This is a genomic window from Candidatus Eisenbacteria bacterium, assembly GCA_005893275.1.
In the GTDB taxonomy this organism is placed as follows: domain Bacteria; phylum Eisenbacteria; class RBG-16-71-46; order SZUA-252; family SZUA-252; genus WS-7.
In genome coordinates this window covers 1-13256 of record VBOW01000031.1, presented here as the reverse complement: position 1 = coordinate 13256, position 13256 = coordinate 1, and the positions used below count along the sequence as shown (strand labels likewise).

Below are 13256 nucleotides of genomic sequence, written 5' to 3'. Positions count from 1 at the left end.
TCCCTCCTTCGTCCGTGTGGGCGACACATCACCGCGCGGGCGGTTACCTCCGCAATATCATCGCCATCTCCCGTTCCGATTCGAAGCCGAAGCGTTCATAGAAGGCATGCTTGTCCTTCGTGAGCAGAAGGAAATTCGAAACCGACTTGAGATCCGGATGCTTCAACACGAACTCCACGAGCTCCTTTCCGATCCCGCGCCCTTGATGGGACGGGCGGACGATGACGTCCCAGATCGTGGCCCGGTACGTCCGATCGGAGATGACGCGCGTGAAGCCGACGAGCAGGGCACCGTCCCACGCGGAGACGACCGGGTGGGAATGGCCGAGCGCTTTGCTCACGTCCTCGGGCGAACGGTTCAACGCCCACCAGGTAGTCTTGTACAGTTCGAGCAGCTGCATGACATCCACTCGCGCGCGGTCATCCGTGATGTCGATCGGCATCGGTGAAAGCGGTGTGTTCGCGGGGTGCGGCAAGGCGGAACAATAGCCGCACGGGCACGGCGCGTCAACATCGTTCGCATCGCGCGCGCGCGCGTGGCCCTATAATCATCGGGATGAGGCATCTCCGGAAGACGCTCTCGTTTCACGTTCCCACCCGGATGGACTTCGTGAACATCACTCGCGAAGTCGAGGAAGCGGTTCGCGAAAGCGGGGTGCGGGAAGGTCTCTGTCTCGTGAACGCGATGCACATCACCGCGAGCGTGTTCATCAACGACGACGAACCGGGACTCCACGAGGATTACAAGCGTTGGCTCGAGGAGCTTGCTCCATACGATCCGAGCCCGAAGCGCTACAGGCACAATCGCACGGGTGAAGACAATGCGGACGCGCATCACAAACGTCAAATCATGGGACGCGAAGTCGTCGTCGCGATCACGGCGGGCAAGCTCGACTTCGGTCCCTGGGAGCGGATCTTCTACGGCGAGTTCGACGGCCGCCGTTCCAAACGGGTGTTGATCAAGATCATCGGTGAGTGACTCTGCGAGAGCCCTCCGGACGATCCCCACGCGAAATTTTTGGCATGGCATTCGCCGCCAGGTTTCGCCCAAACTCCAGCCATGTCTCCGCCCCTGCAATCCGCCCGCTGCGCCGAGACGATCGTCGGCCATCCCCCAATCGAGATGTGGCACGCCGTCACGAAACCCGAGCATCTGCATTATTGGTTCGGGGACGCCGTGGAGATCGATCTGAGGGTCGGGGGGGCGTACATCGTCCGCAGCACGTTTGGGATACGCCTGGATACGACCGTGGAGCGCCTCGTCGAGGGGCGCCGGATCGTCCTCCGGCCCACGCGCCGCGGGGACGACGCCCGAATCGAGGTCGACTTCGTCAAGCTATCTGGAGCCGAGACCCGGGTTCGCGTGGCGGATCCGGACTCCGAGAACGAGGAGCCCTGGCGCGACGCGCTCGAGAACCTCCGCTCCGTCTGGGAGCGTGGGGTGGACCTCCGCGAGGCGGGGAGCGCGGTCATGGGGATCGGCCCGCGCGATATCGCGCCGGCCGAGCGTCCGATAAGCGGCGTTCCCGCCGGGATTGGTGTCTGCTTGGGCTCCGTTCTGCCGGGGGAACCCGCCGAGAATGCGGGATTGAAACCGGGCGACATCGTGATCTCCCTCGACGGCGAGACGGTTCGAAACGGGCAGGATCTCGTGAGGCGAATTCAGCGCTTGAGACCGGGCGACGTCGTCCGCTGCGACGCGGTCCGGAACGGAGCGCAGGTTTCGGTCTCGGTGACCGTGGGATCGCGAAGCGGGCGAGGACAGCCGCCGCCGCTCCCCGCTCGCCTCCTGGGAGCCCTGCGGGATGCCGTCCTGGAAGCCGACGAGAAGCTCGAACAGGCGGTGAACGGTTTATCGGACGAGGACGCCTACCGCCCGGAACGGCCAGGAGCCTGGTCGGTGGCCCAGCTCCTCGCCCACCTCTCGATTACCGAGCGAATGCTCCAATCGTGGCTGGACGAGGCGGCGCGGGGCGAACGACCTGGAATCGACCGCGACGCGTGTACGAATCCGGCGCGCATCGCCGGCGTGCTGGAAGGGCGTCCCGCCGTTCGCGAGCTATTGAAGCGCATCCGCAGGGATGAGGTGGAGACGATCGCGTTGATCGCGCACATTCCCGCGGATGTCGTTTCGTTCAAGCCGCGCTGGGGGCGCGTGGCCTTCACCGCGCTCGATTTTCATTCCCACAGCGAAGAGCACCTGGGGCAGATCGCCCGGATCAGGCACGCGATCGGCGCCTGAGCGCGGGGATCAGCGCCGCTCGGCGAGCAGCAACGTGATCGCGAGGTGCTCCGCGATCTCCAGCCGGGTGAGCGCCTCTTCGACGCTGCCTCCGACGGCCAGGGCGCCGTGGTTTTTCAGGATCAGGACGTCGCAGGCCGGAGCGCCCCCCGACCCGATCAGCGCATCGGCTACCGCCCTCGCCAGGGTATCGGTCCCCGACGGCGCGTACGGCACGACCGCGAGCGCATGGATCACGTCGCGCGCCTCATCCAGGGCACGCAGGTCGGGCGCTTCGCCCCGCACGGCGAACGCCGACAGCCCCGCCGGGTGCGCGTGCACGAGCGCCTCGATGTCGGCGCGGGCGGCGTAGGCCGCGAGGTGCAGCCGGTGCTCGGTGGACGCCGCGGCGCGCGCCTGGGAATCAAGAGGCTCGCCGAGCGACAAATCCACGAAGTCCCGGGTGGTGAGGTCTCCCTTGCGCCGGCCGCGCCGCGTGATGAGGATCCGGTCGGAGGTGATCCGCGCGCTCAGGTTTCCCTCCGAGGCGACGATCATCCCGCGGCGCTCGAGCACGCGCCCGGCCCGCATCAGGTCGTGCGCGAGCGCCGTGCGGACCGCCTGCACGCGCGCGGCGGCCGCGGCCCGGCCGACTCCCGAGCCGATCCCGGGCTCGCGCCCACCGGCGGCGCCTCCCTCCCCGGCGCCGCCGCCCGAGCCCCGTCTAGATTTCGGCAAGGGCCCCGCTCTCCAGCGCCGTGATCGCGGCAGGCAGGGCGCGCATGATGTCGCCCGAGATGAGCCCGCGCATTCCGAGCCGGCGCGCCGCCACGTCCCCGGCGAGCCCGTGAAGGTAGCATCCCAAGGCGGCCGCCTCTCCCGCGTCGACGCCCTGCGCCACGAGCCCGGCGATGGTTCCGGTCAACACGTCCCCCGCCCCGGCGGTCGCCATTCCAGGGTTGCCGGTCGCGTTCAGGATCAGAGGCTCGGCGGGGGACGCGGTGATCATCGGCGTGCTCTTCAGGCAGACGATAGCGCGGCTTTCATCCGAGAAACGCCTCGCCCATCCGGCGGGGTCGCGCGCCACCTCGGCGATCGACTGGCCGCCGAGCCGTGCCGCTTCCGCGTAGTGCGGTGTCAGGATCAAGGGCCCGTGCATGCGATGAATGCCGAGGCCTTCGAACGCGTTCAGGCCGTCGGCATCGAGCACGATGGGAGCCTCGACGCGCTCGAGCAGCTCGCGCGCCAGCTCCTGCGATTCGCGACTCCTGGATAAGCCCGGGCCGATCGCGACCGCGTCGGCGCGAATCGCCTCGGCGATGATCTCCTCCCGCGCGCCCAGGGCGAGCGACCGCTCCGGCGTTTCCGCGAGTCCCCGCTTGACGACTTCGGCGACACGCGACTCCAGCGGATCCACGCAGCTCACCGGCACCGCGGCGACGACATAACCCGCTCCCACGCGAAACGCGGACTCGCTGGCCATCGCCAGCGCGCCCATCATGCCGGCGCTGCCCCCGACGACGAGGACGCGCCCCACCGAGCCTTTGTGCGCGTCCATCGGGCGCGACGGCAGAAGCGACCGCGCCCAGTCGGGGTCGGCGACGAGCATGCCTGGGATCATCTCGGCCACCACGGCCGGGGGAATTCCGATGTCCACGACCTGCACCAACCCCGCGCTCGAGCGGCCCGGCTCGATCGTGAGGCCGCGCTTGGGAAGCCCCAGGGTGAGCGTGAGATCCGCTTTGATCGAGGGGTGCTCGCGGTACCCGGTCGTCGCGTCGAGACCGGACGGGATGTCGATCGAGGCGATCGGCACCGCGCTCCCCTCGGCCATCTCGATCGCGGCCGCCACGGCGCCCCGCGGAGCGCCCTGGCTCCCGGTCCCCAGCAGGGCGTCGACCAGGAACATCGCTTGGCGGGCGGCGTGGGCCGCCTCGCTCCCCTCACCCCAGGCGCGGGGGTCCGGAAGGAAGGTCACCGGCATTCGTTCCCGCTCGCACGCGGCATGGCTTGCCGCAGCGTCTTCGGAGAGCGAGCTCTCTTCTCCCGCCACGAGGATCCGCACCGTAAAGCCCGCGGCTTTGAGGTGCCGCGCGCAGACGAATCCGTCGCCGCCGTTGTTGCCCCGCCCGGCAAGCACGATCACGCGCCCCCGCGGCGGACGCGCCGCCGTCACGGAGCGACGGTGGAGTCGGTCCGGGGTTCCCGTGACGCCGCGCCACCATGCCACGATCGCGTGCGCGGATTCCCTTCCCGCCCGCGCCATGAGCGTGAGCGATGGGATTCCCATGCCCGAGATCGCGGCATGATCGATAGCGGCCATCTCCCCGGCGGTGACCAAGCGCTGCCCGCTCGGCAGACGCACGTCAGTCCTCGACCAGCACGACCGCCACGGCGTGGGTAGCCGCGTGCGACAGCGAGAGGTCCACCCGCCGGGCTCCGACCAGCTCGCGCGCGGCGCCGTGGAGAAGCACGCTCGGCCGTGGACCTTCGCCTCGAATCACCTCCACCTCACGCCAGATCGAGACCCGCCCGATCTTGAGCGCTTTGGCGAAGGCCTCCTTCGCGGCGAAGCGGACCGCGAAGGATTCCGCGGCGCGCGCTTTCTCGCTGCAGTAGTCGATCTCCGTCTGGGTGAAGATGCGCCGGAGGAAACGCGTCCCCCAGCGGTCGATCGCGCCCGCGATTCGGCCCACCTCCACGATGTCGACGCCCACGGATACCATTCCCATAAGGTCGCCGTCCTAATCCGTGCCGTTCAGTCGATCCACGATCTCCACCAGCTCGTATACGTCGCTCAGATCGTAATCGGCTCCCGAATGCTCGGTGCCGAACGTATCTCCGTAGCGCGCGAAGGCGGTCCGGATCCCGAGCTTGGCGGCGCCGACCACGTCCCGTTCCGGCCAGTCCCCCACCATGATCGCTTCGGCGGGCGTGACGCCGAGAAGCTCAAGGGCCCGCTCAAAAGGCTTCGGGCTGGGCTTTCGCTCGCCCGTGTCCTCAAACGCGACGACCGGGTCGAAGAGGTGCTGAAGCTGGAGCTGCGCGAGGCGCATCCAGGCCTGGAGCCGGGGCGCGTCGGATACCACCGCGAGCTTGAGCCCCCTCTTCAAGATTTCCATCAGCGTCAGGTTCACGTGCGGATAGAGCACGAGGTAGGAATCGCGCGCGCGCCTGTAGGCCACGATCGCGCTCGTCAGGAGCTTGTAATCGATGCCGCCGAATTCCTCCTTGAGAAAGAGATCGAACACCTGCTGGTACTCGATGCCCTCGCGATCATAGACGCGGTAGATCTTCTCGGAGGTTTCCTCGCGCGAGAGCTTGAGGCCAGCGTCGATCATGCCGTCCACGGCCGCGTCGATCGCCGCGCGCTTCATCTTCATGAAGTCGGTGAGGGTATTGTCGAGGTCGAAAATGATGGCTCGAATCAAGGAAGCGGGCTCCTGAGAACGAAAGACGCCGAGAGGGAGCGATGCGGCATTGGCTCACCCATCGGCGTGGCGGACCCGACTCGGGCGTTGTCCTTCACGTTTCGGATTTGCTTACTTCTGCGACTGGCCCACCATCTTGCCCAGGCTTATCTCGCCGTTATCGATGCGAATGTTGAACCCGCAGCTAGGATTCGTGCAGACCCAGGCTTTGAAGGTGATCGGAGCGCCATCCCTGCCGTAGTCCGACAGGGGGATCAGAACCCCGTTATTGCACTTCCGGCAGTCGGGTAGCTTTACTTCCATCGCCCCACTCCTCCCCCCACACAAGGCCGGCTCGCTCCTCGAGGGAATTCCGCCTCGCGAGCGACCATATTGTTGATAGTCCAACTCCAAGAAATCGGGTGTCAAGTCAAATTGCGATTTTCCAACAATCTGGCTGGGTTATGATGCCTCGCGGCCCACTCAAACAGGGTTGATTCCCCACCGAACCCAGGCTCAACCGCGTCGATGCCACTCGAAGCCTCGAACTACATCAAGGCCCTGCAGCCTCTTCTGTCCCTTCCACGAGAAACCCTTCCGCAGCTCACGGTGGCCGAGGCGCGCAAGGGGCTCGAGTGGGCGGGCGAAGCGCTCTCGCTCGAACTCATTGAAAAGAAGTGGGTTGTGCCATTCTTTCTTCTCGTGCCACCTGGCGGCGTGACCCCCCGCGTTCTGCTCTTCGCGGCGTGGCACGCCGAGTCGCTTCCGGTGCTCCCCGCGGCCATCGAGGGGGCGGAACGGCTCGCCCTCGTCGCCTCCCTGGCGGGTCTCGGCTCGAACCCGGATGAAGCGATCCCCGCGGCCCTGGTGGTGGCTCCGGCCGCGACGCAAGGATCCTTGATGCTCGCCGAGCTCCTCACCGAGTATCGGCCGCGGCTCCAAGCGAAGGCGGCGTTCTGGCTCAGGATCGGACCTCGGGCGCCGCGGAGAAGGCGCATTTACCTGGGGGCGAGGGGACGCGTCGTGCTCGGGATCTGGGATGCCGGGGCGAATCCGTACCGGATCCGCGACAGGATGATCGAGGAGCTGCGGGCGGAGGCGTACGGTCCGCGGCCTCTAGACTTCGAGCTGCTGCGCAAGCTCGGACAAAATCGCGACGCGCTCGACTTCCTCGAGGAGGCCTCGGACGATCCAGGACCCTTCCCCGGCGCAGGGGAGGAACGCTTGAAAAGCGCGCTCTTCGATCCGCGGGGTCAGGTCGTGGTCCCACAAGTCAGGCATCCGGACCGCCCACAAGCCTGGCTTGTGTTCGAGACGGTTGAAAGCATGGAGCCCGCCGATCTCCTTCAGCGCGCTCGGCGGCTGGCAGGGGGAACCAGGGTCGAGATCGCCGAAGGATTCCTCTGGGATCGCATCGGCATCCATCATCCCTCGATCCAGGCTCAGATCAAACTCGCGAAGTCGGTTTCCGAGGGCCCCGAGATTTGGCCCGCCGCGCCGTGGCCGACTCCCGCGGGGATCTTCACGCGAGCACTCGGGACACCCCTCGCGGAATGGATCATTCCGATTCCAGCGTCGGTGGCGATCCGCTTCCCGAAGCCGGAAAACTTCGAACCGATCGCCCGGGAAGCGTCCGAACTCCTCCGTAAAACTATGGAGGAAATCGCCGCACCCGAAGCTTAGGAGTCCCGGCCTCGATGCGGCGATCGCCCCGCGCGCCACGTACCGGGAGGTACGAGGCTTGTACGCGATGCGACAGTCCCTTCCGGCGCGGCTCGATTCATCCAGGCGCGAGCGGGCTCTATCTCGCCTTCACAAAGAACTTGAGGGTTCGTCGTGGTTGCCCGAAAAATTGGCATGTCGTGTGCGTGGTAATCACTCGTTGCCGCGCATCGTTTCAGCCCTGACCCCCCATGGTGCGCGGCGAGGACCCCTAAAGGTAAAACTTTGGGGGTTTCTTTTTGCACGACAGACCACAGCGCCCTCACCGAATCATCCTCCGCCGGAGCTCCGGGAGTGAATAGAAGGTCCCCCTCCAGAGCACGCCTCCTTGCTTCAGCGTCACCATCATCGAGCGGACGAAGGAGTAAAGAAAAAGCGTCACCCCGACGGGCATGAGGATCGCCTGCCAGATCCGGATGTTCACGTTTCGCCCCGCTTCGCGATAGCAGAGAAAGACTCCGGCCCAGGCGGCGAGCGCGGCGATCTTGGGCGAGGGGCCCGGCAAGAAGAGTCCGATGAGGGGCGCCCATCCCAGCGCGAGCTGGACCCAGGGGGCGACGAGCCCTAGGAGAACGTTGTAGCGCGCCGCCGGGAACGCATTCTTCTCGACCCCGCGCACGAGCCCGGAAACCCCCTCGTGCCAGCGCACGGCTACCAGTCCATCGTGCCTCGCGAAGACCTGCCGCGCTCCGCTCTCCTTCAACATCTTGCCCAGAGCGATATCGTCCAGCAGCTCGTAGCGAATCTTGGCATGGCCTCCCGCCCGGCGATACGCGTCCCGATGCACCAGATTGAAGGCGCCGATCCCGATTGCGTTCCTCCGACGCGGATCCGACGCGAGCCACGGCCTCAGGGATGCGTTGAAAATGACGACGAACGCCGCGATGAATACGGCCTCGCCCAGGCCTTCGATGCGCATGTCCGGCCCGACCGCGACGTGGTCCCATCCGCCGCGGACCGCGAGGGAGACCGCGCGGCGGGCCGCTTCGGGCGCCAGGGTGACGTCGGCATCGGTGAAAAGGATCCAGTCGGAGTCGGACGCTTCGGCGCCCAGGGCGAGCGCGTGGCATTTTCCGATCCACCCCTCGGGAAGGGACCCGACATGGAGCACGTGAAGCCGGGGCTCCTCCGCGGCAAGGCGGTCGAGGATTCGGCCGGTCGCGTCCGTGGAGCGGTCGTCCGCGATGATCGTCCGGACGTGGGGATAGTCCTGGGCGAGGAGCGAGCGTGCGGCCTGTTCGACCCCCTCCGCTTCATCTTTCGCGGTGGCGATGATGCTCAGGGAAGGGAGCCGCTCGTCGGGGAGAGGCTCGACGCTTCCGAGACCGGGGGTGCAGCGATTGCCGAGGACGGCGCTCACGCCCGCCTCGAGCCAGTAGAGTGCCGCTACCACGATCCCTGCGGTCGTGAAGAAGGGACCCGTCATGAGACCCGGAAGCTCTTCAGCCGGGGGTCGTACGGCCCGAGATGCGTTCCGGTCGCGATCGTCATGTCGATCCGGCTACTCTAACAGCACGGCCTCGAATTGACACACGTGCTTCGCGCCCATAGGCTCCCGGCATGGAAATCCCGCGCGGCAGGATTCGAAGCGAGCGGGTGGAAAGCTCGGTCCTGCGAGGGAATCTTCCGGGTGATCCCGACGCCCGCGATCTTTACCTATACCTCCCGCCCGGGTACGAACACGGGGGCGAGCGCTACCCCGTCGCGTGGTGTTTGAGCGGTTTTACCGGACGCGGGCGGATGCTCCTGAATGACAGCCCCTGGATGCCCGGTATCGGAGACCGCATGGACTCCCTCATCGCGGACGGCCGGACGAACCCCATGATTCTGGCGCTCCCGGATTGTTTCACCCACCTGGGCGGGAGCCAGTACGTCAATTCTCCCGCGCTTGGCGAGTACGAGAACCACGTCATCCAAGAGCTGGTGCCGTTCGTCGATTCCCGGTACCGGACACTCTCCGCCCCGGAGCATCGCGGCGTGATCGGCAAGTCCAGCGGCGGCTACGGCGCGCTCAGGCTCGGCATGCGCCACCCGGATGTCTTCGGCGCGGTCGTCTGCCACAGCGGCGACATCTATTTCGAACACTGCTACAAGCGCGATTTCGCTCCCGCGCTGCGCACCATCCGCAAGGGGGGCGGCCTTGCCGCCTGGCTGAGCAACCTCCGCAGATCGCCTCGGAAGCGCCATGAAGACATCGCGGCGCTCAATATCGTCGCGATGAGCGCCGCCTACTCGCCGAACGTGGCCGTCCCGCCGGCCTACTGCGACCTCCCCTTCGATCTCGAGACCGGCGCGATCCACGAGGACGTGTGGAAGCGCTGGCTCGAATGGGATCCTCTCTATTTGGTCGACCGGCACGCCGAGAGCCTGAAGAAACTCCGGCTTCTCTTTCTCGACTGCGGCCGCGAGGACGAATACTTTCTCGAGTTGGGCGCGCGGTGTTTCGTGAAGCGGCTTGAAGCGCTGGGGGTCCCCCATGAGTACGAGGAGTTCGAGGACGGCCACATGAATATCCCATACCGCATGGACGTCACCCTGCCCAAGCTGTCCCACGCCCTTGGCCGCTGACCCGGGCAAGCGGGCGCGAGCGCTACGTCCCCCCGAAGCGCGGCTCGTTTCTCTTTCAGCGGCGATCGCGGCGGGGGACGCCTCCGGGACCGCCGATCACGCGGCGGAGGCGCTCCGGGAAGGAGCCGCCCCCGAGGCGGTCTACGAAACACTCCTCCAATCCTATCTTTTCCTCGGATTCCCGCATGCCATCGAGGCCTTCTTCGCCGCGAAGCCCGTGCTCGCGCGCCACGGCGCGCGCCCGGGTCCGGAGAAGCCGGCCAATCCATCCGAGTGGAATCACGCCGGGGAGTCGCTCTGCCGGCGGGTCTACGGCAAGAACTACGTCAAGCTGATGGAAACCATGCGGGATCTCTCCCCGGACCTCGCTTCCTGGATGATTCTCGAGGGCTACGGAAAGACGCTTTCCCGCCCCGGGCTCGACACCGTCACGCGCGAGTACTGCATCGTGGCGATCCTCGCCACCTCGCGCATGTGGCGCCAGCTCCGCTCTCACGCGATCGGCGCGATCCACGTGGGCGGCACCCGCGCGGGCGTGCGCGAGGCGATCGAGCTTTGCGCTCCCATGGCGGGGGACGCGGTGGTCCGGGAGGCGCTCTCGGCCGCCGGACTGGAATCCGACGATGCTCGGAGCTGACTTCGTCAAGGGACACGGCCTGGGGAACGACTACATCGTGGTGGACGGCGAGCGCTTCGGAATCCCGCTCACGCCCGAGCGGGTACGCCTCCTCTGCCATCGGAACCTGGGCTTGGGCTCCGACGGGGTGCTGGAGGTCACGAAACGCGTCGATGGGTTCTTCGCCCGGATCTGGAACCCCGACGGCTCGGAAGCGGAACGGAGCGGGAACGGGCTTCGAATCGCGGCCAAATTCCTGAGCGACCACGGCTACACGATCGAGAGCACCTTTGTGATCGTAACCGCGGCGGGGCCGGTCACGACCGAGGTCTACCGGCGGGCCGGGAGGGTCTACGCGGTGCGGCTCGAGATGGGGCGGGCGAGCATCGATCGCGCGATTCGCTCGCTCGCGATCGAGCGCCGCCGTCTCGACGTGACGGTGGTTTCGGTGGGGAACCCGCATTGCGTCATTTTCGGCGAGCCCCTGACGCGCGAGCGCCTATTCGCGATCGGTCCTCTGGTGGAGCGACATGCGCAATTCCCCCAGCGCATCAACGTGCAGATCGCCGCCGCCGAATCCCGCGCCAGCGCGCGGGCGCTCGTCTGGGAGCGGGGCGCGGGGCACACGCTCGCCTCCGGCACGAGCGCGTGCGCCGTCGCGACGGCGTGTTTCGACCGGGGCCTTGTCGATGGAAAGGTAACCGTGCTGATGGAAGGGGGGCAGCTGGAAGTCGAGGTCGGGTCCGACTTGAGTCTCATCATGACCGGCCCGGCCGAAGAGGTCTATGTCGGGACGCTCAGCCCGGACCTGAGGCAGCGTCTGCTCGAGATGCAATAGCTTGAGGCGCCCCCCGCGCCTCCACGTAGCGATTGTATGCACCCCGCACGAAGCACGTGGCGATCGTGGCCGGAAAGGCGCTCAGATAGCCCCACGCGAGGAAGAGCGCCGCGAAGAGGAGCCCCAAGGTGAAGAGGACGAAGGAGCCCAAGACTTCCTGGGGCGAGGCGAACGTCGTGGCCCACACGGGGCACGGCTTCAACTTCTGATCGAGCGCCACGACCCCCGTCACGAGCCATGTGTTCACCAGGAAGTACGTCAGCGCCGAGAGCACGAGCGCGCCGGCGTTGAGCGGTGAGAGCAGGTTCTCGAGCCCATCCCTTCCCTGGCCCACCGAGGTGAACACGTGGGACGCCGAGAATACCGCGATGCAGCAGACGGATGCGTTGAAGAGAACCTGATACCAGCGCCGATGCCGGAACAGGAGGTCCACGAGCGCGCCGGCCAGCACCGTCACCGTGACCGCGAGCGAAACGGGAAGGATGAGGAGCGTCGCGAAGTTCGCGGCGGTCGCCATGCTCAGGTAGCCCCGCTCCTTGGGCGCCGGAAGCCAGAGAAGCTCGCCCAGCATATTCGCCAGGACCCAGAAGAGCAGCGTGAGGGGCTCGGCACCCGCTTGACCGGGCGCCCAGGCCTCCCAGGCAAGCACGAGCCCTCCCAGGATGACGAGCGCGACATATTCGATAAGTGCCATGGTCCCTTTACCAGCCCGCCTTGCCGGCGCTGTATTTCGAAAAATGATCGAGAGAGGCCGAAACGGACGAGCCGGATACCCAGCATTGGGCGGCCAGATTCACCCAAACGCGCCGGACCGGGTCGTACCAGTACACCGTGACGGTGGAAGGGAACGTCGAGGTGTCGACCAAGGTCCCGGAGAGATCCGCGGTCAACACGGCCGGATATTTGAACACGTTCGCCGATTTGGGCGAGATCGTGAGGTCGCACATCATTACCGTGGAATCGGCCATGGAGACCATGACCGTGGCCGAGCCACTGAACGCGCCGGCGGGAATCTGGACGCTGAAACGCCCGGCTCGAATCGTGCCGCCGCGCGCACCCTCCACCGTGGCGGAGACACTCAGCGATCGGGAGGTCAGGCGCCCGCCCCTCAGGGCTCCCTCCGCCGCCATGCCGACGGGAGCCGGGACGTAGCCCAGCGTCCCATCCGAGGAGACCGTGATGATCGGAGGTGATGCGTACGTCCCCGCAGCTCCTCCGTTCGGAACCGCGAGCGGCGACCGGGCGCACCCGGCAAGCGCGAGGCCGATTCCTGCCACGAGCGCGAGCCCCGCCGTTGTCCTCCACCGATGCTTCATGCCGCCTCCTCTGTCACCGCTTGCGAGCCCTATCCGCCCCTCCATCGAGGCACCTTGTCTCGCCTTCGCGTAGCGCATGGAGCGTGCCCCCACGGGTCGGCCGGCATCCCTAGCTTTTCGAGGGGATTACGAAAGAGGGCCCTGGGGAGGCGGATCCCAGGTTGGGGAATTTTGCGGGGCCGGTGGCTCGAAAGAGCCGTCGGTTAGACGGCCAGCGCTTGGGCCGTGCGCCGGAACTCGCGCACGACCACGGGGACCCCCTCCTCGATCGTGCGGTAGCGCGGAGACCACCCGAGCCGCACGCGGGCTTTGGAGCTGTCGACCTTGGGGCAATACGTGTAGGCCTCGACGGTCCAGGCCCCCAGCACCGGGATCAGGTCCTCCTCGGGGATCGGCTGCGGGGGCGGGGCGCCCATTTCCCTCGCGACCAGCCCCAGGAACGCGCCGAGCGTGGCGGGGCGGTCGTCCGCGAGAAGATAGTCGTCGCCGGGGAGCCCGTTTTCGATCGCGAGGCGGTAACCCGACGCCGCATCGGACGCTTCGATGTAATGCATGATCTGCGAGCC

General features: G+C 66.9%; 15 protein-coding genes. 6 read left to right on the top strand and 9 right to left on the bottom strand.

Annotated features, from left to right (window positions below):
* Positions 1 to 43 precede the first annotated feature (43 nt).
* Complete coding sequence (locus E6K76_07110; GenBank protein ID TMQ58666.1) at positions 44 to 442, bottom strand: GNAT family N-acetyltransferase; 399 nt, start codon at positions 440 to 442, stop codon at positions 44 to 46.
* Between the two features lie 113 nt (positions 443 to 555).
* Between E6K76_07110 and E6K76_07105 the strand changes: the two genes are divergently transcribed.
* The gene (locus tag E6K76_07105) at positions 556 to 978 is read left to right on the top strand and encodes a YjbQ family protein (protein TMQ58665.1); all 423 of its coding nucleotides are present in this window, start codon (positions 556 to 558) and stop codon (positions 976 to 978) included.
* Positions 979 to 1059: 81 nt separating this feature from the next.
* Positions 1060 to 2241, top strand: coding sequence for a PDZ domain-containing protein (locus E6K76_07100; protein ID TMQ58664.1), 1182 nt, complete (start codon positions 1060 to 1062; stop codon positions 2239 to 2241).
* Positions 2242 to 2250: 9 nt separating this feature from the next.
* Here E6K76_07100 and E6K76_07095 read toward each other — a convergent pair whose 3' ends face one another.
* From E6K76_07095 to E6K76_07075, 5 genes are all read right to left on the bottom strand, one after another.
* Positions 2251 to 2958 carry a class II aldolase/adducin family protein gene (locus E6K76_07095; GenBank protein TMQ58663.1) on the bottom strand — a complete coding sequence of 236 codons (708 nt, stop codon included), beginning with the start codon at positions 2956 to 2958 and terminating at the stop codon, positions 2251 to 2253.
* On the bottom strand, positions 2945 to 4585 hold the full coding sequence (locus E6K76_07090; GenBank protein ID TMQ58662.1) for an NAD(P)H-hydrate dehydratase: 1641 nt from the start codon (positions 4583 to 4585) through the stop codon (positions 2945 to 2947). The genes E6K76_07095 and E6K76_07090 overlap by 14 nt, the downstream gene beginning before the upstream one ends.
* A gap of 1 nt (position 4586) precedes the next feature.
* Positions 4587 to 4946: a holo-[acyl-carrier-protein] synthase gene (gene acpS / locus E6K76_07085; GenBank protein TMQ58661.1), complete on the bottom strand. Its 360-nt coding sequence runs from the start codon at positions 4944 to 4946 to the stop codon at positions 4587 to 4589.
* A gap of 18 nt (positions 4947 to 4964) precedes the next feature.
* Positions 4965 to 5651 carry an HAD family hydrolase gene (locus tag E6K76_07080; protein ID TMQ58660.1) on the bottom strand — a complete coding sequence of 229 codons (687 nt, stop codon included), beginning with the start codon at positions 5649 to 5651 and terminating at the stop codon, positions 4965 to 4967.
* Positions 5652 to 5762: 111 nt separating this feature from the next.
* A complete protein-coding gene (locus E6K76_07075; GenBank protein TMQ58659.1) occupies positions 5763 to 5954 on the bottom strand; it encodes a hypothetical protein in 192 nt (63 codons plus the stop codon).
* Between the two features lie 204 nt (positions 5955 to 6158).
* Between E6K76_07075 and E6K76_07070 the strand changes: the two genes are divergently transcribed.
* Positions 6159 to 7313, top strand: a complete 1155-nt coding sequence (locus tag E6K76_07070) for a hypothetical protein (protein TMQ58658.1) — start codon at positions 6159 to 6161, stop codon at positions 7311 to 7313.
* Between the two features lie 301 nt (positions 7314 to 7614).
* Here the strand turns inward: E6K76_07070 and E6K76_07065 are convergent, their stop codons facing one another.
* Entirely contained in the window at positions 7615 to 8778 is a 1164-nt protein-coding gene (locus E6K76_07065; GenBank protein TMQ58657.1) for a glycosyltransferase, read from the bottom strand.
* 140 nt (positions 8779 to 8918) lie between these two features.
* Here E6K76_07065 and E6K76_07060 point away from each other — a divergent pair, with 140 nt between their 5' ends.
* The 3 genes from E6K76_07060 to dapF are packed head-to-tail and all read left to right on the top strand — an operon-like array spanning position 8919 to position 11374.
* Positions 8919 to 9920, top strand: a complete 1002-nt coding sequence (locus E6K76_07060) for an esterase (protein ID TMQ58698.1) — start codon at positions 8919 to 8921, stop codon at positions 9918 to 9920.
* Positions 9910 to 10557 carry a hypothetical protein gene (locus E6K76_07055; protein TMQ58656.1) on the top strand — a complete coding sequence of 216 codons (648 nt, stop codon included), beginning with the start codon at positions 9910 to 9912 and terminating at the stop codon, positions 10555 to 10557. Before E6K76_07060 ends, E6K76_07055 begins: the two co-directional genes overlap by 11 nt.
* Complete coding sequence (gene dapF / locus E6K76_07050) at positions 10544 to 11374, top strand: diaminopimelate epimerase (GenBank protein ID TMQ58655.1); 831 nt, start codon at positions 10544 to 10546, stop codon at positions 11372 to 11374. Before E6K76_07055 ends, dapF begins: the two co-directional genes overlap by 14 nt.
* On the opposite strand, the gene E6K76_07045 is transcribed toward dapF, so the two are convergent.
* Both E6K76_07045 and E6K76_07040 read right to left on the bottom strand, forming a co-directional pair.
* Entirely contained in the window at positions 11334 to 12068 is a 735-nt protein-coding gene (locus E6K76_07045) for a hypothetical protein (protein ID TMQ58654.1), read from the bottom strand. The genes dapF and E6K76_07045 overlap by 41 nt on opposite strands.
* A 7-nt stretch (positions 12069 to 12075) precedes the next feature.
* Positions 12076 to 12690, bottom strand: coding sequence for a hypothetical protein (locus E6K76_07040; GenBank protein TMQ58653.1), 615 nt, complete (start codon positions 12688 to 12690; stop codon positions 12076 to 12078).
* Between the last annotated feature and the right edge of the window lie 566 nt (positions 12691 to 13256).